The 24516-nt window shown below is 74.6% G+C and carries 19 protein-coding genes; 14 read left to right on the top strand and 5 right to left on the bottom strand.

Annotated elements, in window-relative coordinates; translation table 11 throughout:
- Window positions 1-71: 71 nt before the first annotated feature.
- The 5 genes from FRAEUI1C_RS42155 (at window position 72) to FRAEUI1C_RS11705 (ending at window position 5863) form a co-directional block, all read left to right on the top strand.
- Entirely contained in the window at window positions 72-1178 is a 1107-nt protein-coding gene (locus FRAEUI1C_RS42155) for a hypothetical protein (RefSeq protein ID WP_013423511.1), read from the top strand.
- A 107-nt stretch (window positions 1179-1285) separates the two neighbouring features.
- Complete coding sequence (locus FRAEUI1C_RS11720) at window positions 1286-1909, top strand: GNAT family N-acetyltransferase (protein ID WP_013423510.1); 624 nt, start codon at window positions 1286-1288, stop codon at window positions 1907-1909.
- Window positions 1910-1920: 11 nt separating this feature from the next.
- Complete coding sequence (locus tag FRAEUI1C_RS11715; RefSeq protein WP_013423509.1) at window positions 1921-3090, top strand: carotenoid biosynthesis protein; 1170 nt, start codon at window positions 1921-1923, stop codon at window positions 3088-3090.
- A complete protein-coding gene (locus tag FRAEUI1C_RS11710) occupies window positions 3087-4226 on the top strand; it encodes a glycosyltransferase family 2 protein (protein ID WP_013423508.1) in 1140 nt (379 codons plus the stop codon). The genes FRAEUI1C_RS11715 and FRAEUI1C_RS11710 overlap by 4 nt, the downstream gene beginning before the upstream one ends.
- Before the next feature lie 113 nt (window positions 4227-4339).
- Entirely contained in the window at window positions 4340-5863 is a 1524-nt protein-coding gene (locus tag FRAEUI1C_RS11705; protein WP_041259208.1) for a phytoene desaturase family protein, read from the top strand.
- Between the two features lie 31 nt (window positions 5864-5894).
- Here FRAEUI1C_RS11705 and FRAEUI1C_RS11700 read toward each other — a convergent pair whose 3' ends face one another.
- Window positions 5895-6569 (bottom strand): CDP-alcohol phosphatidyltransferase family protein, encoded by a 675-nt coding sequence (locus FRAEUI1C_RS11700; RefSeq protein WP_157734909.1) that lies wholly within the window; start codon window positions 6567-6569, stop codon window positions 5895-5897.
- A 35-nt stretch (window positions 6570-6604) separates the two neighbouring features.
- Between FRAEUI1C_RS11700 and FRAEUI1C_RS11695 the strand changes: the two genes are divergently transcribed.
- Entirely contained in the window at window positions 6605-6853 is a 249-nt protein-coding gene (locus FRAEUI1C_RS11695) for a hypothetical protein (RefSeq protein WP_013423505.1), read from the top strand.
- A gap of 98 nt (window positions 6854-6951) precedes the next feature.
- Here the strand turns inward: FRAEUI1C_RS11695 and metF are convergent, their stop codons facing one another.
- On the bottom strand, window positions 6952-7887 hold the full coding sequence (gene metF / locus FRAEUI1C_RS11690) for a methylenetetrahydrofolate reductase [NAD(P)H] (protein ID WP_013423504.1): 936 nt from the start codon (window positions 7885-7887) through the stop codon (window positions 6952-6954).
- Window positions 7888-7916: 29 nt separating this feature from the next.
- Window positions 7917-8621 (bottom strand): DUF4097 family beta strand repeat-containing protein, encoded by a 705-nt coding sequence (locus FRAEUI1C_RS11685; RefSeq protein WP_013423503.1) that lies wholly within the window; start codon window positions 8619-8621, stop codon window positions 7917-7919.
- A 110-nt stretch (window positions 8622-8731) separates the two neighbouring features.
- Here FRAEUI1C_RS11685 and crtI point away from each other — a divergent pair, with 110 nt between their 5' ends.
- From crtI to FRAEUI1C_RS11650, 7 genes are all read left to right on the top strand, one after another.
- Window positions 8732-10300: a phytoene desaturase family protein gene (crtI, locus tag FRAEUI1C_RS11680; RefSeq protein WP_013423502.1), complete on the top strand. Its 1569-nt coding sequence runs from the start codon at window positions 8732-8734 to the stop codon at window positions 10298-10300.
- Between the two features lie 91 nt (window positions 10301-10391).
- Window positions 10392-11489 (top strand): AAA family ATPase, encoded by a 1098-nt coding sequence (locus FRAEUI1C_RS11675; protein WP_013423501.1) that lies wholly within the window; start codon window positions 10392-10394, stop codon window positions 11487-11489.
- Entirely contained in the window at window positions 11486-12598 is a 1113-nt protein-coding gene (locus FRAEUI1C_RS11670; protein ID WP_013423500.1) for a DUF58 domain-containing protein, read from the top strand. Before FRAEUI1C_RS11675 ends, FRAEUI1C_RS11670 begins: the two co-directional genes overlap by 4 nt.
- Window positions 12595-13554, top strand: a complete 960-nt coding sequence (locus FRAEUI1C_RS11665; protein ID WP_013423499.1) for a VWA domain-containing protein — start codon at window positions 12595-12597, stop codon at window positions 13552-13554. Before FRAEUI1C_RS11670 ends, FRAEUI1C_RS11665 begins: the two co-directional genes overlap by 4 nt.
- 53 nt (window positions 13555-13607) lie before the next feature.
- On the top strand, window positions 13608-14621 hold the full coding sequence (locus FRAEUI1C_RS11660; RefSeq protein ID WP_013423498.1) for a phytoene/squalene synthase family protein: 1014 nt from the start codon (window positions 13608-13610) through the stop codon (window positions 14619-14621).
- 246 nt (window positions 14622-14867) lie between these two features.
- Window positions 14868-16130, top strand: a complete 1263-nt coding sequence (serS, locus tag FRAEUI1C_RS11655) for a serine--tRNA ligase (RefSeq protein ID WP_013423497.1) — start codon at window positions 14868-14870, stop codon at window positions 16128-16130.
- A gap of 261 nt (window positions 16131-16391) precedes the next feature.
- Entirely contained in the window at window positions 16392-17339 is a 948-nt protein-coding gene (locus tag FRAEUI1C_RS11650) for a peptidylprolyl isomerase (protein WP_013423496.1), read from the top strand.
- Window positions 17340-17448: 109 nt separating this feature from the next.
- Here FRAEUI1C_RS11650 and FRAEUI1C_RS11645 read toward each other — a convergent pair whose 3' ends face one another.
- Window positions 17449-19263, bottom strand: a complete 1815-nt coding sequence (locus FRAEUI1C_RS11645; RefSeq protein WP_013423495.1) for a DEAD/DEAH box helicase — start codon at window positions 19261-19263, stop codon at window positions 17449-17451.
- A 546-nt stretch (window positions 19264-19809) separates the two neighbouring features.
- On the opposite strand from FRAEUI1C_RS11645, the gene FRAEUI1C_RS11640 reads away from it, so the two are divergent.
- Window positions 19810-21450, top strand: coding sequence for a helix-turn-helix domain-containing protein (locus tag FRAEUI1C_RS11640; RefSeq protein WP_013423494.1), 1641 nt, complete (start codon window positions 19810-19812; stop codon window positions 21448-21450).
- Between the two features lie 277 nt (window positions 21451-21727).
- Here FRAEUI1C_RS11640 and FRAEUI1C_RS11635 read toward each other — a convergent pair whose 3' ends face one another.
- The gene (locus tag FRAEUI1C_RS11635; RefSeq protein ID WP_013423493.1) at window positions 21728-24433 is read right to left on the bottom strand and encodes a RelA/SpoT family protein; all 2706 of its coding nucleotides are present in this window, start codon (window positions 24431-24433) and stop codon (window positions 21728-21730) included.
- Window positions 24434-24516 lie beyond the last annotated feature (83 nt).

Below are 24516 nucleotides of genomic sequence, written 5' to 3'. Positions count from 1 at the left end.
GTCCGAACGACACTTTGTTCGAACACAAGTTCGAACAAGGATGACGGTAGCCCGGCCGGGAGGAGGCGTCAATGTCGTGGGAGAAGACGTCGCCGGGAGGGCCGCTCGGCTGGCCGCCGAGCGCCACCGGGCGGCCGCTGGTGACCGTCGACCTGTGGCGGGTACCCACCCGGCGGATCGGCGGGGCGCTCGGCCGGATGGCCCTGGACCGGGCACGGCTGCGCCGCGCGGACGGGCTCACGTTCGCCAGGCTGGTCGGCACCGGCACCCCCGGGGCCTTCGCTCCGCGGGACGCCGAGCCGCGCCGCTGGGGGCTGGTCGCGGTCTGGGACAGCCCGGCCGCCGCCGAGGCGTTCGGGGGCTCTCCGGTCGCCCGGTCCTGGGGGCGGATCGCCGACGAGCACTTCCACGTCGAGCTGTGCCCGCTCGCCTGGCGTGGCCGCTGGTCCGGCCGCGAGCCCTTCGGCCCCCCACCGGCGGGGAACCCTCCAGCCGGGACCCCTGCGGCCTCGGGCCAACCCGCCATCCATGATCGCGACTTCGGCCCTCCAGTGGTCGCGCTCACGGCCGTTCCGCAACCACTGGAGGGCACAAACGGCGATCACGCAGGCGGGCCGGCCTTGGCCCCGGGCCTGGCAGCGACCCCGGACCTGGCCGCGGTCCCGGACCTGGCGGCGGTCCCGGACCTGGCGGCGGTCCCGGACCTGGCGGCGGTCCCGGACCTGAAAGGCAGCGAATCCGCGGCCGGCGGGACAGCTGGCACAGCGCCCCCAACCCGGGAACCGGTGGCGCCAGGGTTGGTGGCGGTGCTGACCAGGGCCCGGCTCGCGCCCCGGCACGCGGTCAGCTTCTGGCGGGCCGCGCCTCCGGTCGCCGCCGATCTCGCGGCCCTGGCCGCCTCCCCCGACGAGCCGCACGGCCCGGTGGCACCGACGCTCGCGATCGGGATCGGGGAGGCGCCGATCGGGCTGCAGGGCACGTTCAGCGTCTGGCCGAGCCTCGCCGCCGTCCGTGCGTTCGCCTACCGGCGCCCGGCGCACGCCGCCGTCGTCCGCCGGACCGGGCAGGTCGGTTGGTACGCCGAGGAGCTGTTCGCCCGGTTCGCGGTCCTCGCCGGCCATGGCACCGTCGACGGCCGGGATCCGCTGCGTCCTGACGGTTCCACGACGGCGCGATGACACACCGTGTCCCGTTTGAGACAGTTACTCGGTCACCGGGCACGGGGCGAGAGTGCCGGGTTATCGTCAACCTCCCGACCGCCCGTCCACTCACTGCGAGGCAGGCCTTGGCGAGTGCCGACATCAGGCTGGTGCGCTGGACGCCCGCCCGGATGCGTGCCCGCCTCGGTGAGGTGATCGCCGTCTACAAGGCGGCCTTCCTGGATGTGCACGAGGCGGATCCGGTCCGCGCCGCCCGCGACCGGATGACGCACGCCCGCCGGCACACGGAACGGCGCGACCTGCGCGCGGTCGCCGCGCTGACCTCCGACGACACCCTGGTCGGCGTCACCTACGCGATGCCGGGCAGGCAGGGTCAGTGGTGGCATGACGTGGTGGCCACCGCGCTGTCCCCCGCCGCGTCGGTGCACTGGCTGGAGGACTGCCTCGAGATCGTCGAGCTGCACGTCCTGCCGGAGTACCAGGGCCAGGGCATCGGCCGGGAGCTGCTGCGGGAGCTGCTGCGCGACGTGCCCTACCGCACCGCGGCGCTGTCCGCGCTGGAGCTGCCGGACAGCCGGGCCCGCCGGCTCTACGCCAGCGAGGGTTTCGTCCCGTTGCTGTCGAACTTCCGTTTCCCGGGCAGCTACACCCCCTACGCGGTGCTCGGCAAGGAGCTGCCGCCGCCCAGCCCACGGCACCGCCGTGGCGCGATGGCCGCCCGTTTCGGCCGGCCCGCCCGAGCGTTGTAGACCTCCGAGACGTGCGTCTCGGCCCGGACTCGTTCGGCGGCCCCCCAGCTGGCTCGCCCAGCGGTGGCCGCGCGGACCACGTCCAGGAGAACGCGGACCACGTCCAGGAGAAGAGGAGGCCCGGCGGCGCCCGGGCCGCGGGCGACCGGCACCCGGATGTCGGCCAGGCGGACGCGCCGACCGGACGGGCTACCGCGACGAGCAGCCGGCGCGGGCGGGCCACCCCGATGGGTTCCCAGCGCGGGCGGACGATGCCCGGAGGCCCCCCTGGTGGCCGGGTAGCGGGCGCGCTGCCCTGGCTCGCGGCCGGGGCGGTGGTCGCCGTGCAGATCCCGTACCCGCTGCTCGCGGCCGGTGGGACCGGTCGGGCCTGGTTGACGGCCGCCCAGGTGCTGGCGTTCTTCACCGCCTCGGTGAGCCACGCCGCGCACCGGCGCGGCTGGGGATTCACCGCGCGCTATCTGACACTCACGATCGTGCTGGGGCTGGTGGCCGAGGTGGTCGGGCTGCGCACCGGCTGGCCGTTCGGACGGTATGCCTACACCAACGGTCTCGGCCCCGAGATCGGTGGCGTTCCCGTGATCATCCCGCTGGCCTGGTCGATGATGGCCTACCCCGCCCTGCTGTTCGGCCGTCACGCCGCCACGACAATCCGCGGGCCGGGCCCGGCGGGCCAGGCGGTGACCGCGCTCGTGGGCGGGACGCTGCTGGCCGGCTGGGACCTGTTCCTCGACCCGAGGATGGTCGCCGAGGGCTTCTGGGCCTGGGCACCCAGCGACGGCCCCGGCCTCAACGGCATCCCGCTGACCAACACGGCCGGCTGGCTGGTCGTCGGCACCGTCCTCGTCGCCGTGCTGGACCGTCTGCCCGACCCCACCCGCGGTCATGCCGGGAACGTCGCCGGGGACGGAGTAGCCGGGTGGCCCCCAGGGGACAGGGTGCCGCTGTGTCTCGTGTGGTGGACGTACGGGTCATGGCTGCTGGCCTGTGTGGCGTTCTTCGGGCAGCCCCTGGTGGCCCTGGCCGGCGGGATCGGCATGGGGCTCCCGCTCCTGCTCGCCACCGGCGGCGGACCGCTCCGGTGGCGGCCCCTCCCGGCGCGACGGCCCGGTACTCGGGCCCGTCGCACCCCCCACGGCCCGACCGACCCGGACCCGACCGACCCGGACCCGCCGCGATGACCGCCCGGGCAAGGACGGCCCGGCTGGTGGGGGTGGCCGCCCGCGGCGCGGTCTGGTCCGGCTCGGCCGGGGCCGCGCTGGTCGCGGCGCATGCCGCCGTCAACACCCAGATCTGGCGACGGCCGCCGCCGGCCCGACCGGTCGCCGAGCGGGTGAGCGTGCTGCTGCCGGCCCGCGACGAGGCCGAGCGGATCGGTGCCTGCGTCGCGGCCGTGCTCGCCTCGACCGACGTCCCGAACCTGGAGGTCATCGTCCACGACGACGCCTCCCGCGACGCGACCGGCGCGATCACGGCGGCGTTCGCCGCCGCCGACCCCCGGGTCGCGCTCCAGCGCGGGGCCGGCCCACCCGACGGCTGGCTCGGCAAGCCGCACGCCTGCGACCGGGCCGCCGCGGCGGCCACCGGCACGGTGCTGGTGTTCGTCGACGCGGACGTGACGGTCGAACCGGACGCGGTGGCCCGTACGGTCGGGCTGCTGCGCGAGGCCGGGCTCGACCTGGTCTGCCCGTACCCGCGCCAGGAGGCGCTCGGCGTCCTGGAACGGCTGGTCCAGCCGCTGCTGCAGTGGTCGTTCCTGGCGCTGCTGCCGCTGCGGGCGGCCGAGCGCTCCCGGCGCGGCTCGCTGTCGGCCGCGAACGGCCAGCTGCTCTGCGTCGACGCCGCCGCCTACCGGCGGGCCGGCGGGCACGCCTCGGTGCGTGCCGAGGTGCTGGAGGACCTCGCGTTGTTGCGGGCGGTGAAGCGGGCCGGCGGGCGGGGTGTGGTCGCCGACGGGACCGACCTCGCCGTGACCCGGATGTACCGCGGTGCCGGCGAGCTGCGCGACGGGTACGCCAAGTCGTTGTGGGCGGCGGGTGGTGGCCGGCCGGCGGCCAGCGCCGCCCAGCTGGGCCTGCTCGGGTGGCTGTTCGTGCTGCCGGCGCTGGCCGCGCTGCGCGGCTCGCGGGCCGGCCTGGCCGGCTACCTGGCCGGGGTCGCCGGCCGGCTGGTCACCGCCAGGGCCACCCGTGGGCGAGGCTGGCCGGACGCCGCCGCCCACCCGGTGTCGATCGGCGCGCTGGCCTGGCTCACCGGGCTGTCCTGGTGGCGGCACAGGCGGGGCACACTGCGTTGGAAGGGCCGCCCGGTCCACTGAGGTTCCTGTCACTGAGGTTCCCTGTCACTGAGGTTCCCTGTCACTGAGGTTCCCTGTCACTGAGGTTCCCTGTCGCGGCGGTGCGTGGCGCCGGGGATCGTTAGAGTCGCCGGGTGGCGAGGATCGTGGTGGTGGGCGCGGGCGTCGGTGGGCTCGCGGCGGCGGCCCGGCTCGCGGCCGCCGGCCACGTCGTCACGGTGTGCGAACAGGCACCCCAGCTCGGCGGCAAGCTCGGCTGGTACTCCCGGGACGGGTTCTCGTTCGACACCGGGCCGTCGCTGCTGACCATGCCCGAGGTCTTCGAGGAGCTGTTCACCGCGACCGGCGGGGCGCTGGCCGACAGCGTCGAGCTGCGCCGCCTCGACCCGATCGCCACCTACCGGTTCGCCGACGGCTCCGGTTTCGCCGCCCGCGCAGGCGACGACGACCTGCGCGCGGAGCTCGACGACACCCTGTACGCCGGCGCGGGCGCCGAGTGGGCTCGCTTCGACGCGCATGCCGCGAAGGTCTGGGAGGTCACCCGGGACTCGTTCCTGTCCGGCCCGATGTCCGCCGGCCGGCTGCTGCGCCTGGCCGCCGCCCATCCGGGCGGGATCGGCGCGGTGACCGCCGGCCGGACCCTGCGGGGCGTGGCCGCGCGGTACCTCGGCGACGACCGGCTGCGGATGTTCGTCGAGCGGTACGCGACCTACACCGGCTCGGACCCACGCCGCGCGCCGGCCGCGCTCGCCGTGATCGCGCACATCGAGCGCCGGTACGGCGGCTGGTACGTGCCCGGTGGCCTGTACCGCCTCGGCGAGGCGATCGCCCAGCGGGCCCGCGAGCGCAAGGCCGAGATCCGGCTGGACACCCCGGTGATGACGATCTCCCGTGGGCCTGGCGGCCGGGTCGACGGGGTGATCCTCGCCGACGGTGGCCGGTTGCCGGCCGACGTCGTGGTCGCCAACGCGGACGCGGCGACGGTCTACGGCGGCCTGCTCGCCGGCTCGGCCGGGGGGCGGCCCGGCCGCTGGCCGGGCGGCCGGGCGACGCCGTCCCTGTCCGGTTTCGCCCTGCTCCTGGCCCTCGGCCCACCCACCGACGGGCCAGGCGCGGCCGGGACCAGTGGGCCTGCCGGAACGGGCCACCATACGGTGCTGTTCCCAGCGGACTACGACGCCGAGTTCGACGCGGTCTTCCGCGGCCGGCTGCCGACCGACCCGACCGTGTACGTGTCCGCGCCCGCCGACCCGACGCTCGCCCCGGCTGGCTGCGAGGCCTGGTTCGTCCTGGTGAACGCGCCGCCGCACGACCCCGGGCCAGGCCGAGCTGGCATCGACTGGGACCGCCCGGGACTCGTCGCGACCTACGCGGCCCGGGTGCTGGAGCTGATGGCCGCGCGTGGCCTGGACGTCCGGGACCGGCTGCGCTGGTACGAGCCGATCAGCCCGGCCGATCTCGAGCGGCGCACCGGCACGCCGGGTGGCTCGATCTACGGCTCGTCGTCCAACGGCGCCCGGGCGGCGTTCCTGCGGCCGGCGAACCGGACGGCGGTGCCTGGGCTGTTCCTCGTCGGTGGTTCCAGCCACCCCGGCGGGGGTCTGCCGTTGGTCGCCCTGTCCGCCCGGATCGTCGCCGACCTCGTCGGCCCGGCCTGATCCGGGCCCGCGGCGGCTGGGACGGCCGCGCTCACCGTCGCCGCAGGACGCGCCGCAGCACGGCGGCGAGCTGGCCGAGGCCAACCACGGCGACCGCGAGCACGGCCGCCGTCGCCACGGCGGCCACCGGCTCCCGCAGCCCCGGGAGCACCCCTGCGGCGAGCAGCCCGACGACGGTGAGGATCACCCGCGTCGGCCGCTCCCCCACCGTGACGACCCCGATCTCGCCGAAGCCCGCGTTGCCGGCCCGGGCCCTGGTGTACTCCAGCAGGAACAGGGCGGCCGCCGCGGCGACGGCGAGCCAGCCAGGCGCCCCCAGCAGCCACAGCGCGATCAGGTAGAGGGCGTCGGCGACCCGGTCTGCCACCGAGTCGAGCACGAAGCCGGCGGGGCTCACGCGGTCCCGCAGGATCGCGACGGCGCCGTCGAGGCTGTCCAGCACGGCGCTGGCGAGCACGATGACCCCGGCGAGCAGCGGCCAGCGCCCGCCGGCGGCGGCCGGAGCCAGCGCGAGTGCCGGGAGGGCCGCCGCGACGGCCGTCACCGCCGCCGGCGGGGCCCCCAGGGCGGCGAGCGGCCGGGCCAGCAGGTAGGTCAGGCCCAGCCAGCGGCGGACGAGCGCGCCGCCGGTCGCGGGGTCGTACCCACCATGGGTGACGGACCACGCACGCAGGTAGCTGTCCCGTGCCGGCACGGGGGTACGCACGCGGCCCACCGTCGCCTCCCCGTAGAGTCCCCCGCGTGAGCGAGCAGATTTCGGGCGTCGTCGACAGTGTGGACGACCTTGACCCGGCCGAGTTCTTCAACACCCGCCGTGACCAGGTGGTGCTGGCTGTCAAGATCACGCCCGTGTTCGGCTCGCTCGACCTGGGCCTGGTCATGGCCGTCGTCGACGCCGCCAACGATGCCGGCTTCGCCCTGGTCCGCGAGCAGCCGCTGCGGGACGAGTGGCTGCTGTGCGTCTTCGACGCCTACGAGGACCAGGATTAGGAGGCGGGGGTGGGCGAACCCTGTTCGCTGACCTTCGGTCAGCTTCCCGCAGTCCGCCTCCTAAATGCCGCCCCGGGGGACGACCCCCAGACCCCCGCCTAGGCGGCGGGCCCGGCGCGCCGCGCTCGGACGGCCTGGCAGATCTCGCGGGTCGCGCTGGAGCGGTTGAGGGTGATGAAGTGCAGGCCCGGCGCGCCACCGGCGAGCAACTGCTCGGAGAGGTCGGTGGCGACCTCGACGCCGATCTCGCGGACCGCCTTCGGGTCGTCGGCCACGGCGCGCAGCCGGGTGACGAGGTCGGCGGGCAGGTCCGCGCCGGACAGCAGCGCCATCCGCTCGATCTGCGCGACGTTGGTCACCGGCATGATGCCCGGGATGATCGGGGCCGAGCAGCCGCGGGCCCGCACCCGGTCGACCAGCCGGAAGTAGTCGTCGGGGCCGAAGAAGAACTGCGTGATCGCGTAGTCGGCGCCCGCGTCGAACTTGCGGACCAGGAAGTCCGCGTCGCTGTCGAGGTCTGGCGAGCGGGGGTGCTTGTCCGGGAACGCGGCGACGCCGACGCAGAAGTCCCCGAGCGACTTCACCAGCTCGACCAGCTCGCTGGAGTAGCGCAGCCCCTCCGGGTGGGCGACCCACTCACCCTGCGGGTTGCCCGGCGGGTCTCCGCGCAGCGCCATGACGTTGTGCACCCCGACCCCGGCGTAGCTGCCGATCACCTGGCGCAGCTCGGCGACGGAGTGGTTCACGGCGGTGAGGTGGCCGATCGGGGTCAGCGTCGTCTCGGCCGCGATCCGCTCGGTGACCCGGATCGTGCCGTCCCGGGTCGAGCCGCCGGCGCCGTAGGTCACCGAGACGAACGCCGGGTGCAGCGCCTCGATCTCGCGCAGCGCCTGCCAGAGGGCCCGCTCGCCGTCCGCGGTCTTGGGCGGGAAGAACTCGAAGGAGTAGGAGATCTCGCCCGCGGCCAGAAAGTCCTTCACCGACCTGGTGCCCGCCCGCTGGGGTGTGGCCGGCGCGCTTCCTACCGCTGTCATACGGCGAGGGTAGCCGCAACGGGTGGCCGTCAGATGGGCAGGGCGCCACCGGATACAGCGATTCCGATCCGGACCTGACCGCCGTCACTGCGCACCAGGACGGCGTGCGGAGCGGCCGGGTCGGTGGGCACGTCGATGTCGGGAACGGTCGCCGGGTCGGGCGACTCCACCTCGACGGCGTACCGGCCGTCCGGCAGCACGATGGTGACCGCGCCCGGCCCGCACGCGACCGCCAGCCGGTCCGGCGCCCCGGTGAAGTGCAGGTTGACATCCCCGGTCTCGCTGCGCGCGGTCACGTGCCGCCCGGACAGCTCCCGACCGGCGATCGTCGCGGTCTCGGTCAGCAGTTCCAGGTCGCCGGCCGACCCCCACAGGCTGACCTCGCCGGCCCGCAGCTCCACCCGCGCCGGTGTGGCACGCGGCAGCCGCAGCCGCAGCCGCGCCTCGCTCGTCTCGCCGTCGAGGCGCAGCGTGCCGCCGGCGTTGACCAGCCGGGGCACGGTCCGGCCGACCCGGCGACGTACCGTCAGGTCGACACGCGCGTCGGCCCGCTCGTCCTCGCCGATCTCGACCCGGCCATCCGCCAGCCGCACCTCGACCGCGCGCACGCCCTCGACGGTGCGCACGGCGGTCAGCGGGGGGCGCAGCAGCAGCCACATCCCGCCCAGCGCGGCGGCCAGCAGGACGAGGCAGACGGCCACCGCGAGCACGTCGGAGACGGTGACATGGGACACGGCGACTACTCCAGGCGGGACGGACCGGGCGGACGCACGCACCGTACCCGGCGCCGCGCCGCCTGGCGCTTACCCGGCCCCGCCGGGAACTGGACTGGGAGGGGGCCGATGTGCGGACGGTGACGGGGCCGACGGACCACGTGGTGGTGGTCGGTGCCGGGCTGGGCGGTCTGTCGGCCGCGCTGCGGCTGGCCGGCGCCGGCCGCCGGGTGACCGTGCTGGAGCGGGCCGACGTGCCCGGCGGGCGGGCCGGGGTGTGGCGCTCGGGCGGCTACCAGTTCGACACCGGCCCGACGGTGCTGACGATGCCGGACCTGCTCGCCGACGCGTTCGCCACGGTGGGCGAGGACCTCGCCGACTGGGTGACGCTGCGCCGGCTCGACCCGCTGTACCGGGCCCGGTTCGCGGACGGCTCGGCGCTGGACGTACGGGCCGACCCGGAGGCCACCGCGGCCGGGATCGCGGCGCTGTGCGGCCCGGCCGAGGCCGCGGGCTACCGGCGGTTCGTCGAGACGGTGACGGCGATCTACCGCGCCGAGCTGCGCGACTTCATCGACGCCCAGCTCGACTCGCCGCTGGGCCTGCTGCGCCCGTCGCTGGCCCGGCTGGCGGCGCTCGGCGCGTTCCGCCGGCTCGACCGGCTGGTCGGGAGCCACCTGCGCGACCCGCGGACCCGCCGGCTCTTCTCGTTCCAGGCGATGTACGCCGGTCTCGCTCCACACCAGGCGCTGGGCGTCTACGCGGTGATCTCCTACATGGACTCGGTCGCCGGGGTGTTCCACGCCGAGGGCGGCCTGCACGCGGTGCCGGTGGCGATGGCCGCCGCCGCGGCCAAGCACGGGGCCACGTTCCGCTACGGCACCGCGGTGACCGAGGTGGAGGTGAGCGGCGGCCGGGCGGTGGCGGTGCGCACCGCGACCGGCGAGCGGATCGCCGCCGACGTCGTGGTGCTCAACCCGGACCTGCCGACCGCCTACCGGGAGCTGCTGCCGCCCACGGTGACGCCGCGCCGGCTGGCCCGGCTGCGTTACTCGCCGTCGTGCTTCCTGCTGCTGGCCGGCGCGGGAGCGCACGCGCACCCGGACGCGGACCGGCTGGACGCGGCCCACCACACCATCCATTTCGGCGCGGCCTGGCGGCGCACGTTCAGTGAGATCATCGACCGCGGTGAGCTGATGAGCGACCCGTCATTCCTGGTCAGCGTCCCGTCGATGACCGAACCGGCGCTCGCGCCCGCCGGGGGGCATGCCTTCCATGTCCTGTTCCCCACGCCCAATGCGGTCGCCGGGGCGGAACTCGACTGGTCGGTCATCGGCCCGCGCTACCGCGACGAGGTGGTCGCGACCCTGGAACGTCACGGCTACGAGGAATTCGCCGCCACGATGGCGGTCGAGTCGATGACCACGCCGGCGGACTGGCTGGCCCGCGGGCTCACGGCCGGCGCGCCGTTCGCGGCGGCACACACCTTTGGGCAGACCGGCCCATTCCGGCCGGGCAATCTCGCGCCGGGCCTGGAAAACGTGGTGTTCACCGGCAGCGGCACCCGTCCGGGCGTCGGGGTGCCGATGGTGCTGCTCTCGGGGCGGCTGGCCGCGGAACGGGTGGTCGGCCCGGGTCGCGCCGGCCGCCGCGCGCCCGGCCCGGGCGGGGGTGTCCGCAACCGCCTCAGGAAACCGTAACCGCCTTAAGGAACCGTAAACAAACCGGACGACCGTGGCCGAGCCTCGATTTTCCGCGCCGGCCTCGCGGCGGGGCTGGGAGAATGCTGCCATGGAAGAAGGGCCGGAGGTGCTGGCGGCACCGGACACGACCAGCGACGCCGCGTTGCTCGAACGCGCGCTGTTCGAGGTGAAGAAGGTCATCGTCGGCCAGGACCACATGGTCGAACGGATGCTGGTCGCGTTGCTGGCGCGCGGCCACTGCCTGCTGGAGGGCGTGCCGGGCGTCGCCAAGACACTCGCCGTGCAGACGCTGGCGGACGTGGTGGGTGGCAGCTTCGTGCGCATCCAGTTCACCAACGACCTGGTTCCCTCCGACATCGTCGGCACCCGGGTGTACCGGGCGAGCCGGGAGACGTTCGACATCGAGCTCGGGCCGATCTTCGCGAACTTCGTGCTCGCGGACGAGATCAACCGCGCGCCGGCGAAGGTCCAGTCGGCGCTGCTGGAGGTCATGTCCGAGAAGCAGGTCTCGCTCGGCGGGGTGACCCACCGGCTGCCGGTGCCGTTCCTGGTGCTGGCCACGCAGAACCCGATCGAGTCCGAGGGCGTGTACCCGCTGCCGGAGGCGCAGCGCGACCGGTTCCTGATGAAGGTCAACGTGCCCTACCCGACGGCCGGCGAGGAGCTGGAGATCGTCCGGCGGATGGGGGTCCGCCCGCCGCACGCCGACCGGGTGCTCGACCCGCGGACGCTGGTACGGCTGCAGGAACGGGCGGACGAGGTCTTCGTCCACCACGCGATCATCGAGTACGCCGTCCGGCTGGTGCTGGCCAGCCGCGACCCGGCCGACCACGGCCTGCCCGACCTCGCCGGGCTGCTCACCTACGGGGCGTCGCCCCGGGCCTCCCTCGGCCTGGTCGCCGCCGCGCGGGCGCTGGCGCTGTTGCGCGGGCGCGACTACACGGTGCCCGACGACGTGCGCGCGGTCGCCCTCGACGTGCTCCCGCACCGGCTCGTGCTGTCCTACGACGCGCTCGCCGACGGGCTGTCCAGCGACGAGATCGCCGCCCGCGTGGTCGCCGGGGTGCCGGCGCCCCAGGTCGCGCCCCGACAGGGCAACGGGGGCTTCCCGATCGGCCCCCGGGGCCGCTGGGCGCCGAACATCAGCTCCGGCTTCCCCGAGTACGACGAGGAACGGCCGGCATGAGCCCGGGGCCGGGGACCGACAGCGCCGGCCAGACCGACAGTGCCGGCCGGACGCACGCCGCGGGCCAGACCTACGCTGCCGGCCAGCACGTCCGGGCCACCGACCCGGTCGTCGAGCGGACCCTGCGGCACCTGGAGCTGACCGTGCTGCGCCGGCTCGACGGGCTGCTGCTCGGCGACTATCTCGGCCTGCTGCCGGGCCAGGGCAGCGAGAAGGCCGAGAGCCGCGAGTACCAGTTCGGCGACGACGTCCGGCGGATGGACTGGGCGGTCACCGCCCGTACGACGGTCCCGCACGTGCACGACCTGATCGCCGACCGTGAGCTGGAGACCTGGGCGCTGGTCGACCTGACCGGCAGCCAGCGCTTCGGCAGCGCCCGGTGCGAGAAACGAGACCTCGCGATCGCGGCGACCGGCGCGGTCGGGTTCCTGACCGCGCGGACCGGCAACCGGATGGGCGCGGTCGCGCTCACCGACACCGGCACCCGGCTGATCCCGGCCCGCCCGGGCCGGGCCGGCCTGCGGGCTCTCCTGCGCACCCTGCTGACGATCGGGACCCCGGCCGAGCCGCCCCCGCGAGCCGGGCGCGGGACGGCCGCCGCGGCCGGGACCGCCGACGGGGCCAGAGCTGGCACGGACCTGGCGACGGCGATCGAGTCGCTGCGCCGGCCGCCGCGCAGGCGCGGGCTGGTGGTCGTCGTGTCCGACTTCCTGTCCGTCGACCTGCGCTGGGAACGCCCGCTGCGGGCGCTGGCCGGCCGGCACGACCTGCTCGCGATCGAGGTCATCGACCCGCTGGAGCTGTCGTTGCCGAACGTCGGCCCGCTCGCGGTCGTCGACCCGGAGACCGGCGCGCTGTTCGACCTGCCCACGCACTCGCGCCGCTTCCGGGCCCGCTACGAGCAGGCCGCGGCCCGCCACCGCGACGACGTCGCCGCGGCGCTGCGGGGCGCCGGCGCGTCGCACCTGCGGCTGCGGACCGACACCGACTGGCTGATCGAGATCGCCCGCTACGCGGCGGCCAGCCGGCGCGGGCAGGCGGCCCTACGCTCCGCCGGCGCCCGCGGGCGGCCCGGGACGAACGCGACCCGAACAGGCAGGACGTCATGACTTTCCTGTCGGCCCACTGGCTGTGGCTGCTGCTGGCCGTCGCGGCGCTGCTCGCGGCGCACATCGTCACGTCGCTGCGCCGGGCCCGCTACGCCGCCCGGCTGGCGTCCGCGTCGATGCTGTCCTCGGTGCTGCCGATCCGGCCACGGTGGTGGCGCCGGCACGTCCCGGCGGCCCTGCTGCTGCTCTCGCTGACCGGGATGGTGCTCGCCCTCGCCCGCCCGGCCAGGACCGAGCTGGTCCCGCGTGAACGGGCGACGATCGTGCTGGCGATCGACGTGTCGAACTCGATGGCGGCCACCGACATCTCGCCCAGCCGGCTGGCGGCGGCCAAGCAGGGCGCGCAGGCGTTCGTCGACCAGCTCCCACCCAAGATCAACCTGGGCCTGGTCTCGTTCTCCGGCACCGCGGCGGTGCTGGTGCCGCCGACCACCGACCGGGACGCGGTCAAGGCCGGCATCAACGGCCTGCAGCTGGGCCCGGCGACCGCGATCGGCGAGGGGATCTACGCCGGTCTCTCGGCGATCAACACGGTCAGCAGCCAGTTCGTCAACAGCGGGCAGGCGGTGCCGCCGGCCGCGATCGTGCTGCTCTCCGACGGCGAGACCACCCGCGGCCGGCCGAACAACCAGGCAGCGCAGGCAGCCAAGGACGCGCACATCCCGGTCAGCACGATCGCCTACGGCACCCCCAACGGCACCCTCGACGTCGGCGGCCAGCTGATCCCGGTGCCGGTGAACGAGCCGGCGCTCAGCCAGATCGCCGAGCAGACCGGCGGCTCCCACCACCGGGCGACCTCGGGGGACGAGCTGACCTCGATCTACAAGGGCCTGGGCAGCTCGATCGGCTACCGCAAGGAGTTCCGCGAGATCACCGACCAGTTCGTCGCGACCAGCCTCGGGCTGGGGCTCGCCGCGGCCGCGCTCTCCCTGGCCTTCGCCCGACGGCTGCCCTGAACGGCCCGGATCGGCCGCCCAGGCGTAAACCGGCCGTCGTACCCTCAGGCGCTGTGACCACAGCTGCCCGGGGTGGCGAGGCCGAGCTGGCCGCGATCGCCGCGGACCCGGAGCTGCGCCGCTCCTACGCGGCGGCGCGGCGGCTCAACGCGGAGCACGGCCGCACCTACTACCTGGCGACGTTGCTGCTGCCGGCGTGGAAACGGCCGTACGTCCACGCTCTCTACGGGTTCGCCCGGTACGCGGACGACATCGTCGACAGCCTCGACTCACAGCTGCCGGCCGCCGAGCGGGCCGCCTGGCTGGCCGACTGGGGCGGCAGGCTGATCGACGCGCTGCGCCAGGGCACCGCTGGCGAGGACCCGACGGGCCCGGCCGGCTCGGGCGGCGGCGGCCACGACGCGCTGGCGCGGCCGTTGTACCGGTCGGACGTGTCGGTGCTGCCGGCCGTGCTCCACACCATCCGTCGCTGGGACGTCCCGGTCGACCACTTCGAGGCGTTCCTGGCATCGATGGCGATGGACCTGACCATCACCGGCTACGACACCTTCGACGACCTGATGACCTACGTGTACGGCTCGGGCACCGTCATCGGCCTGCAGATGCTGCCGGTCCTGGAACCCAGCTCGGCGGCCGCGGCGCCGTACGCCGGGGACCTCGGGACCGCGTTCCAACTGATCAACTTCCTGCGCGACGTCGGCGAGGACCTGCGCCGCGGCCGGGTCTACCTGCCGCGGGAGTCGATGGAGCTGTTCGGCGTCACCCGGGAACGGCTGGCGACCGGCGTGGTCGACGGCGCGGTGCGCCGGCTGCTGCGCCACGAGGTGGGGCGCGCCAAGGAGATCCTGCGCGCCGCGGCGCCGGGGGTCCGGCTGCTGCACCCGACGTCGCGGGACTGCGTGCGGACCGCGGCGCGCCTCTACGGCGGCATCCTCGACGAGATCGAGAAGGCCGACTACCAGGTGCTGGACCGCCGGGTCGCGGTCGGCACCCCCCGCCGGCTGGGTGTCGCCGGAGCCGCCCTGCTGCGCGTCCACGCTCGCCAGTTGCCCCGGCCTCGGCGGTAGGCCTCGACGGTAGGCCCCCACGGCTGAAGGCAGGCTGGACGCGATCCGCGGCGCGGGCGCCGGGAGGGCCGGGCGCGGTCCGGACGGCTGATAGCGTGACCTTCAACCGACCTATAGCGAACGGTCGACGGCCGCCACGCCGGTGACGACCCGCCTCAGGCCAGGGCACGCCCGTCTCGGACGAGAGCAGGCCTGCTTCAGGGCAGGGCCGGCCGGCCAGACTCCGATCAGGAACGACGGGACTCCATGCTCGACAAGCGCTTCATCCGGGACAACCCGGACGTGGTGAAGCAGGCGGTGCGCGTCAAGGGGCTCGACCTCGACGTCGACGAGCTGCTCAAGCTCGACCAGGAAAACCGCGAGCTGCAGTTCGCGAAGGACCAGGCGCTGTCCCGCCGCAAGTCGTCCGCCAAGGAGTTCGCCAAGGCCGACGCGGCGCGCAAGGAGGAGCTGCGCGCCCAGAGCGCCGAGACCGACGCCGAGCTCAGGCGGCTGAACGAGCAGCAGGCCGCGACCAGCGAGCGGCTGACCGAGCTGATGCTGGCGACGCCGACCATCCCGTGGGAGGGCGCGCCGGTCGGGCCGGACGAGTCGGCCAACACGGTGGTGCGCACCTGGGGCACCCCGCCGACGTTCGACTTCGAGACGCTCGACCACGTCGACCTGGCCGAGAAGCGTGGCTGGGCCGAGTTCGCCCGCGCCCGCCGGGTCGCAGGCGAGCGCGCGTACGCGTTGTGCGGCGACCTGGTCCTGCTGGAGCGGGCGCTGCACTCCTACGCCCTCGACGTGCTGCGCGGCCGGGACTTCCAGCTGATGTCGGTGCCGGTCCTGGTCAAGGAGGCGCCGCTGGTCGGCAGCGGCATGCTGCCGAAGGGCCGCGCGGAGATCTACGAGATCCCGGCCGACGACGCGTACCTCGCCGGCACCGCCGAGGTGGCGCTGGTCGGCCTGCACTCGGGCGAGATCCTGGACGCCTCGCGGCTGCCGATCCGCTACGCCGGCATCTCCACCTGCTTCCGCCGCGAGATCGGCAGCGCGAGCCGGGACGTGCGCGGGCTGCTGCGGGTCCACCAGTTCGAGAAGGTCGAGCAGTTCGTCATCTGCGCGGACGACCTGGCCGAGTCCGACCGCTGGCACGCCGAGCTGCTGGGCACCGCCGAGGCGATCCTCCAGGCGCTGGGCCTGGCCTACGAGGTCGTCGAGTGCTCCACCGGCGACATGGGCGTCGGCAAGTACCGGATGAACGACATCAACACCTGGTTCCCGTCGCTCGGGATGTACCGGGAGACACACAGCTGCTCGTCGCTGAAGGACTGGCAGGCCCGGCGGGCCAACCTGCGCTACCGGACCCCGGACGGCCAGATTCACTTCGCCTACACGCTGAACAACACGGCCGTCGCGACCCCGCGGCTGCTCGCCGCCGTGCTGGAGAACTTCCAACAGGCCGACGCGACGCTGGCCGTCCCCGAGGTGCTGCGTCCCTACCTCGGCGGGCGCGACACTCTCTGAATCCGTCGGATTCGCCACCGGGTAGGTTCGGGCGGTCCGCGTAAGCGCCGGACCGAGCGAACGCGGCGGCCGTCCCGGGGAGCGGCCGCGCGGCGAGCGGTGCGGGCGCAGCCGGAAACAGCGCCTCCACAGGTTTCGCTAAGCCGACGCCAAGGCAACACCCAGCCGCGCTCACGAGGCTGGGCCCGGCGTCGGCGGGCCTTCGGGAGTTCGCGGGCGAGCACGGTCTGGTGATGCGTGGAGGGCAGGGAGGCCCGGTCGGTGAGCAACTCGAAGACGCGGCGGCGGCGCGAGATTGAGATGGCGCGCGCGCAGCGGCAGGCGGAACGCCGCTACGCCCTGCGGCGCCGCCGGCAGCGCATTCTCGCGATCGTCGCGGCGATCGTGGCCGTCGTGGTCGCCGGCACGGTCGTGGCCGTCGTGCTGACCGTGGGCGGCGGCGGCAGCACCACCGCGAGCGCCACCCCGACTCCGACCGCGAGCGCGAGCGCCACCCCAGCGGTGACGACGAAGGTCGGCGACTGCGTCTACACGAAGGACACGACGGGCACCGTGGCGAAGAACGCCGCCATGCCGCCGTCCGCGCCGACGGTCTCGACCAAGCCGGCGACGATGACCATCAACACGAACTACGGCACGATGGTCGCCACCCTCGACCCGGCCAAGGCTCCGTGCACCGTGCACGCGCTCTACCAGCTGGCGCAGGCGAAGTACTTCGACAACACCACCTGCCACCGGGAGACCTACGGTCCTGAGGCCGGGATCTTCGTCCTGCAGTGCGGCGACCCGACGGCGACGGGCAACGGGACGCCGGGCTTCAAGTACAAGAACGAGAACACCTCGGGCGTGAACTACAACCGCGGCGTGCTCGCGATGGCGAACGCGGGAGCCGACACGAACGGCAGCCAGTTCTTCATCAACTACGCCAACCCGAGCGAGCAGGGTGCGCAGGCGCTGGCCGGCGGCTACACCGTCTTCGGGCAGATCACCCAGGGCCTCGACGTGCTCGACAAGATCACCAAGCCGGGCGTGGTCGAGGGCGGCGCCGACGGCCAGCCGGTGACCAAGCCGCAGATCACCTCGATCACGATCAACCAGGAGCAGCCGGCGGCGGCCACGCCGACCGCCACCGCCACACCGGCGACGACCGCGTCCGCCACGGCCAAGCCGTCCGCGACGGCCAAGGCGTCCGCCAGCCCGACCGGCTGACCGAGCCTGACCCAGCAGGGCTGGCCTCCGCCTTCCGGCGGCGGCCAGCCCTGTGGCGTTTATCGAGCCCGAGCCCGAGCCCGAGCGCGGTCGCGGCGGGAGCCGGCCGCTAGGAGTTCCACTTGCGGAGGGTGTCGATCCGGGCCTGCAGCTGGGCAGCGGTGGCCTGGCCGCTCGGCGGACCGCCACAGGTCCGGCGCAGCTCGGCGTGGATCATGCCGTGCGGACGGCCGGTCCGGTGGTTGTTCGCCGCGACCAGGCGGTTGAGCTCGCGGCGCAGCTCGCCGATCACCTCGTGGACCGGGCGGCCCTCCTCGGCCGGCCGCGGGCCTGCCTGGGCGGGCACCGGACCGGCGGCCTCGGCCTGGCGCGCGGCCTTCGCCTTGCGGCCACGCTCGGCGGCGAGCTGGGAGGCCTGCCGCTGGCGTAGGAGCGTCGCCACCTGGTCGGGCTCCAGCAGGCCGGGTAGCCCGAGGAAGTCCTCCTCCTCCGCGGAGCCAGCGGCGGCCGGGGCGCCGAACTCGCCACCGTCGAAGATGACCCGGTCCAGCTCAGCGCTGGACTCGAGCGCGGTGAACGGCGAGTCGGGCTTGTCCGCGGTGTCGCGGCGCCGGTTGGCCTCGCGCAACGCGTCGTCGTCGAACCCCTCCGGCTCGCGCAGCGGCTTGTCCAGCGCGTGGTCGCGCTGCACCTCCATCTGGCCGGCGAGGTCCAGCAGGACCGGGACGCTGGGCACGAACACCGACGCGGTCTCAGCCCGGCCACGGCCGCGGACGAACCGGCCGACGGCCTGGGCGAAGAACAGCGGCGTCGCCACCGACGTGGCGTAGACGCCGACCGCGAGCCGCGGCACGTCCACGCCCTCCGAGACCATCCGGACGGCGACCATCCACCGGGCGTCGGAGCGTCGGAACGCCTCGATCCGGTCGGACGCGGTCGGGTCGTCCGACAGCACGACGGTCGGTTCGGTGCCGCTGATCCGGCGCAGCAGTGCCGCGTAGGCGCGGGCGTTGGCGTGGTCGGTGGCGATCACCAGGCCGCCCGCGTCCGGCATGCCGCCCCGGCGCACCTGGGACAGCCGGGTGTCCGCGGCGGCCAGGACGGCCGGCATCCAGTTGCCCTTCGGGTCCAGCGCGGTGCGCCAGGCGTGGGCCGTCTGCTCGGTCGTCAGCGGCTCGCCGAGCCGGGCCGTCAGCTCCGCGCCCGCGCTGGTGCGCCAGCTCATCTCGCCGGAGTACGCCAGGAAGATCACTGGGCGGACGACGCCGTCCCGCAAGGCCTCGGAGTAGCCGTAGGAGGAGTCGGCGACGCTGCGGGTCACCCCGTCGGCGCCCGGGAGATAGGTGACGAACGGGATCGGGTTGACGTCCGAGCGAAAGGGCGTCCCGGTGAGGGCCAGCCGGCGGGCGGCCGGGGAGAAGGCCTCCCGGACCGCCTCGCCCCAGGACAGGGCGTCGCCCGCGTGGTGCACCTCGTCGAGGATGACGAGCGTGCGCCGGGACTTCGTGCGGGCCAGGTGCAGCGCGGGGTGCGCGGCGACCTGGGCGTAGGTGAGCGCCACGCCGGTGTAGTCGCGCGACGTCGCGCCGGCCGAGTTCCGGAAGTTCGGGTCGAGCGAGATGCCGAGGCCGGCCGCCGCGTCCGCCCACTGCCGCTTGAGGTGCTCGGTCGGCGCGACCACGGAAATCGTCGTCACGATGCCCGCGGCCAGCAGCTCGGCCGCCACGGTGAGAGCGAAGGTCGTCTTGCCCGCGCCCGGCGTGGCGACCGCGAGGAAATCGCGGCTGCCAGCTCCCGAGGCGGCCCGGTAACGGTCGAGCGCCGCTCGCTGCCAGGCGCGCAGCGGGCGGGAGGCGGGGCTCGGGTCAGGAACCGGCGGGGCGCCGAGCTGGTGCGGCTGAAGTTGTTGGGGGCTGACGCTCACGGTTGCTGACTCTATGAGGCGGCACCGACAACCGGCCCCGTTGGCCCGTTCGCGCGGCCACGTGCCGCCGGGTGGTTTCCTCCCCCATCACGGCCAGACACCCCTCCCCAGAGTCAACGGTGGCCCACGCACAGCACAATAATTTCGAACCCATGATCGTGAGGTGCGGTTTCCGGCGCACCCGCGCACGGTCATGCCAGATCCGCACGGTAGGGGGCACGGCCGTTGTGGCGACCAGCTGCACGTCCCGATGCACCTGCGGTTACCTGGCGCCACCCACGCACCACGTGACGAGTTTCGGGAGGCCGCGCGAGCAGCCACCTTCCGTTCCGGCAAACCAGGCTCTGCACGGACGGTGAACAAGTACGTCGGGGCACCGCCCATATCCGTCACAGCGACCGGCTACCCTGATCCCTGTCACCCTTCGCCGCCAGCCCGGGTCGGGCCGGAGTCAGCACGGATTCCGATGCCCTCACCGCGGCCGGCGCTGAATAGGCGGACGCGTTCAGCGGAAAGCGGCGGAGCAGCGCTGACTGGAGGTTGGCCATGCCGATATCGCTCGGGGCTGCGGCGCGCGCGGGCGCGATCCGTCCGGCGACGGTGCCCTCACGCCGCGGCCTGGCCGGCGCCACCGGCGACCACGGCCGCGCCGCCACCCACCCCCGCGGCATCGGCGGTAGTGGCGCTGGTCACACGCCACCCGCGGCCCGGCCGCCGGCCGACATGGACCTCGCGCCGGACTCCGGCTCCGGCTCCGGCCGGACCCCGAACGGCCGGCTGCGGCTGTGCCGGGAGGAGAAGGGCTGGTCGCAGGAACGCCTCGCCGTCGAGCTGCGCCGTTTCGCGGTGCTCCACGAGGGCCGCGAGGCCGGCGTCACCGGCAACATGATCTGCAAGTGGGAAAAGGGCGACAAGAAGCCGAGCCTGCGTTACCAGCGGCTCCTGCGCGCGCTTTTCCACCGCTCGTCCGCCGAACTCGGTTTCATCGAGGACGACCCGATGACGGGAATGGCCTCGATCGGAATTCCGCCCGCATTCCCGGTCATGGCCGACTGCGTGGAATCGTTGGCCGGAAATATGCTGGCCGGCCTTCCCGGAATTCCGGTCGACGGTGTTCCGTCCATTGGCCTTGGCGCGGACGAGCCGACCGACCTGCGCGGCGTCCCGGCCGAACGGCGCGACTTCCTGCGCATGGTGGCCGCGAGCGGCGCCGCGGGGCCGGTCGCCGCTGCGGCCGGCGCGAGCGACGAGTCGCCCTGGGACCGGCTGTCCGCGGCGCTGCGCCAGCGCAGCCCGGTCACCCCGGAGCTGGCCCACCAGCTTTCCCAGCACACCGCCGGCCTTTTCGGCCTGGAGGAGCGGGTGCCCGCGCGCACCCTGATGGGCCGGGTCACCGGCCACCTGGCCACGCTCGCCCAGCTGCTCGAGTCGACGACCCGGTCGCCGGCGCGGCGCCAGCTCGCCAGCACCGCGGGCGAGACCGCGGCGCTCGCCGGCTGGCTCGCGTTCGACCTGGGCGACAACGCCTCCGCGCTGGCCTACTACCGGGTGGCGATCGAGGCGGCCCGCGAGGCCGACGACCCGGCGCTGTGGGCCTGCGTGCTCGGGTACGAGAGCTACCAGCCGGGCGGTGCCGGCCGCCACGACCAGGCCTGCGCCCTGCTCGCCGAGGCGCAGCGGCGGATCGGCGCCAGCGCGAGCCCGCTGACCAGGGCCTGGCTCGCCGCCAGGGAGGCCGAGGAGCAGGCCGCCCGCGGCGACGGCCGGGCCGCCATGGCCGCGCTCGACCGGGCGCAGGAGTCGTTCGACAAGGCGGAGCCGACCGACGACCGGGTCTGGACCGGCTTCTTCGACCGTGGCCGCCTCGACGGCCTGCGGGTCACCACCTTCACCCGGCTGCGCCGGCCGACCGCGGCCTACGCCGCGGCGATCGAGGCACTGCGCGCCGCCGGGCCGGCGGCGACCAAGAAGCGCTCACTGCTGCTGGGGGACATCGCGGACGTGCACCTGGCCCGGCGCGACATCGACGCCGCCTGCCGGTTCGCCGCCGACGCGCTGGCGGTTGTCGCGCAGACGGACTTCTCGCTCGGCTTCGCGCGGGTGCAGCGGGTCCGCGAGCGGCTGGTGCCGTGGCAGTCCTCGCAGCCGGTCCGCGACCTCGACGAGCAGCTGCGCGTGCTCGCCTGAGCCTCGCCGTAGGCGCCCTGGCGGCACGAATCGGGCAACCCGTCCGCCGGCCGGTTGACATTTCCTTGTTGGCGGCCGTCCGGTTCGCCAGCGGAGTCGGGATTCCGGGCAGAATTCCGACCTGTCGGACAATGCGCGCCGCGCGAAAGCGGCTCAGTCCGCCGCGGCCGGCTCTCGGTCGCAATTCGCCCGTGCATATGCAATTGCGCCCGCCCACCGCGAGACCACTGGTTCACGACAAACCCCCGGACGCGCGGGCCGCGTTACCGGGCGAGGACTATGACGCGGTCTGACAGGCCCGATAACAGTCGTAGACGCCGCCGACCCCGCGCACCGCGGCCAGGACCGCCTCAAGCTGGCGCGGACCGGTCACCTCGACGGTGAACCGGGCGTGCGCCACCCGGTCCTCGGAGGTCGAGGTCGACGCGGCCCGCAGTCCCGCCGCGGTGTCCGAGAGCACCTCGGTGATGTCCGCGAGCAGCCCGTACCGGTCGAACGCCTCGACGGCGATCTCCGCCGGGAAGGCGTGCGCCGGCGGCACCTCCCAGTGCAGCACGCCCACCGGCTCCCGCACCGGCGCCGCCGTCCCGCCCGGCCGGGCGTTCGCGCACTCCTGGCGGTGCAGCGTCACGGCCTGGTGGTGAGCGCCGTGATGGGTGACGAAGCCGATGAGCTCGTCCCCCGGCAGCGGCAGGCAGCAGCGGGCGATCCGCACCGGGGCGTCCGGGCGCCCGTCCAGCGACGCGACGCCCGCCCAGGCCGGCGTCGGCCGTCTGCCTTCCACGGGGGCTGGGGCCGGCCGCGACCGGCGCCCACCCGAGCCCGGCGCGGACCGCCCCGGGACCGTGCCACCGGAGACGGCCGCCGCCGCGCCGGCGACTGCAAGATCGGCGTCGGCGGCCGTCCCCGCGCCCGCCATCGCCAGGTCCGCCAGGCCAGCGGCCGCCACGCCGACCGTGCCCGGCCGGGCCACCGCACTCGCCGGGGCCGCCTCGGCGGTCGGGGCCAAGCTCGCCACCGCCGGCTCGCTCACTCCCGCCGCGCCGTCCGCCGCCGGCCAGGCGGACGTGCGCGCGGGCCGGTCTCCGGGCGGGGTCGCCGCAGGCTCGCCGCCGGCGCCCGGGGCCGCGTCCAGGGAGCCCACCACGGGCCCCGTCGGGGTGAGGGCGGCGGCACGCGCCACCGCCCGCGTGTCGGGGCCTTCCATGGCGGTGGAGCCGGCCGGCGGCCCGCTCGTCCCGGCCGGCGTCCGCGGCGCCGTGGGCGCCACCGTGGCGGCCGCCACGGCCTCGTCCGGGCGCCGCGCGGGCGCGGCCCCCTCCGGGACGACGGCCTCCGGCGCCGGGCTGTGCCGGCTGCCGCTGGAGGAGTCGACGGGCTCACGCCGGCCGCGGGCGAGGCGGCGGCGGATGCGCACCCGGGCGCGGGCCGTCTTCACGAACGACAGCCAGTCCTCCGACGGCCCGGCATGGGGCAGGTTCGAGGTGAGGATCTCGACCACGTCACCGTTGCGCAGCCGGGTGTGCAACGGCACCAGGCGGCCGTTGACCCGGGCGCCGACCGCCCGGTGGCCGACGTCGGTGTGTACCGCGTAGGCCACGTCGACCGGAGATGACCGGGCCGGCAGCGCGATCGCCTTGCCCTTCGGGGTGAAGGCCAGCACCTCGTCGGAGTCCAGGTCGCTGGACAGCGACTCCAGGAACTCGCCGGGGTCCTTCGCGTCGCCCTCCCAGTCCAGCAGGCTGTGCAGCCACGACAGGCCCTCCAGGCGGGCGCCGTCCGCGCTCTCGCCGACCGGGCGGGCGACGATGCCGGTCTCCGCCAGGACGTGCATCTGCGGGGTGCGGATCTGGATGTCGACGGCGTGCCCGGTGGCGTCGGTGACCGTGGTGTGCAGCGACTGGTACATGTTGAACTTCGGGGTGGCGACGAAGTCGCGCAGCCGGCCGGGTACCGGGCGCCAGAGGCCGTGGATGACCCCGAGGGCGGCGTAGCAGTCCCGGACGTCCTCGACCAGCACCAGCACCCGGACGACGTCGTAGTAGTCCCGCGGCGGCCGGCCCCGGTCCTGGGCCCGCTTGTAGATCGAGAACAGGTGGCTCAGGCGGACGGACACCTCGCCGTTGATCTTCGCCTCGCCGAGCCCGGCCCGCAGCCGGGCGACGACCGCCGCGAGCTGGCCGCTCTCCCGCTCGGCGGCGGTCAGGTCGTCCACGAGCTCCTGGGTGCGCCGGTACTGGTCCGGGTCGAGGACGGCGAACGCCCGGTCCTCCAGCTCGCGCTTGATCACGCTGACCCCGAGGCGGTGCGCCAGCGGCGCGAGGATCTCCAGCGTGACCTGGGAGATCTTGGCCTGCTTGGGCGGCGACATGAACTCCAGCGTGCGCATGTTGTGCAGCCGGTCCGCGATCTTGATGACCAGGACCCGGTAGTCCTTGGCCAGCGCCACGATCAGCTTGCGCAGCGTCTCGGCCTCGGCCGCGTCGCCGAAGCGCATCTTGTCCAGCTTGGTGACGCCGTCGACCAGGTTCGCGACCTCGGTGCCGAACTCGTCGGCCAGCACCTCGAGGGTCGCGCCGGTGTCCTCGACGGTGTCGTGCAGCAGGCTCGCGACCAGGGTCGTGGTGTCGACCCCGAGCTCGGCGAGGATCTCGGCGACGCCGAGCGGATGGACGATGTACGGGTCACCGCTGCGGCGCATCTGGCCGTGGTGGAACCGCTCGGCGGCCTGGTAGGCCTGGATCACCCCGCCGATCTCGGCCCTGGGGTGGAAGTCGCGGTGCGCCTCGACGATGCCGCGCAGCTCCGGCGGGATCTGCCCGCCCCGGGCCGAGGCGACCCGCCGGGCGAGATGGGCCAGCCGGTGGCTCGCCGTCCGGGCGGCGCCGAGCGGACGGGCCTCGTCGCCGACGGCCTGCTGGGCCGCGACGTCCGGGGACAGACTGCCACCGGCTGGCAGTGCTGCCCGCGCCCCAGTGTCCATCGCGCCCCCGCCCTCCGTCTTTCCCTAAAGACCGAAGGAGGCGCGACGAGACAGTTTCATCGTCATCGCACCTCCCTCGGTCA

The sequence above is a fragment of the Pseudofrankia inefficax genome (assembly GCF_000166135.1).
GTDB lineage: Bacteria > Actinomycetota > Actinomycetes > Frankiales > Frankiaceae > Pseudofrankia > Pseudofrankia inefficax.
Note: the sequence above shows the minus strand (reverse complement) of the source record. Positions and strands in the feature narration are given on the sequence as shown.

Coding starts and splice junctions, on each gene's coding strand:
- FRAEUI1C_RS11710 (WP_013423508.1), top strand. CDS start 3,087: ATGACCGCCCGGGCAAGGACGGCCCGGCTGGTGGGGGTGGCCGCCCGC.
- FRAEUI1C_RS11675 (WP_013423501.1), top strand. CDS start 10,392: ATGGAAGAAGGGCCGGAGGTGCTGGCGGCACCGGACACGACCAGCGAC.
- FRAEUI1C_RS11635 (WP_013423493.1), bottom strand. CDS start 24,433: ATGGACACTGGGGCGCGGGCAGCACTGCCAGCCGGTGGCAGTCTGTCC.
- metF (WP_013423504.1), bottom strand. CDS start 7,887: ATGACAGCGGTAGGAAGCGCGCCGGCCACACCCCAGCGGGCGGGCACC.
- serS (WP_013423497.1), top strand. CDS start 14,868: ATGCTCGACAAGCGCTTCATCCGGGACAACCCGGACGTGGTGAAGCAG.
- FRAEUI1C_RS42155 (WP_013423511.1), top strand. CDS start 72: ATGTCGTGGGAGAAGACGTCGCCGGGAGGGCCGCTCGGCTGGCCGCCG.
- FRAEUI1C_RS11670 (WP_013423500.1), top strand. CDS start 11,486: ATGAGCCCGGGGCCGGGGACCGACAGCGCCGGCCAGACCGACAGTGCC.
- FRAEUI1C_RS11640 (WP_013423494.1), top strand. CDS start 19,810: ATGCCGATATCGCTCGGGGCTGCGGCGCGCGCGGGCGCGATCCGTCCG.
- FRAEUI1C_RS11665 (WP_013423499.1), top strand. CDS start 12,595: ATGACTTTCCTGTCGGCCCACTGGCTGTGGCTGCTGCTGGCCGTCGCG.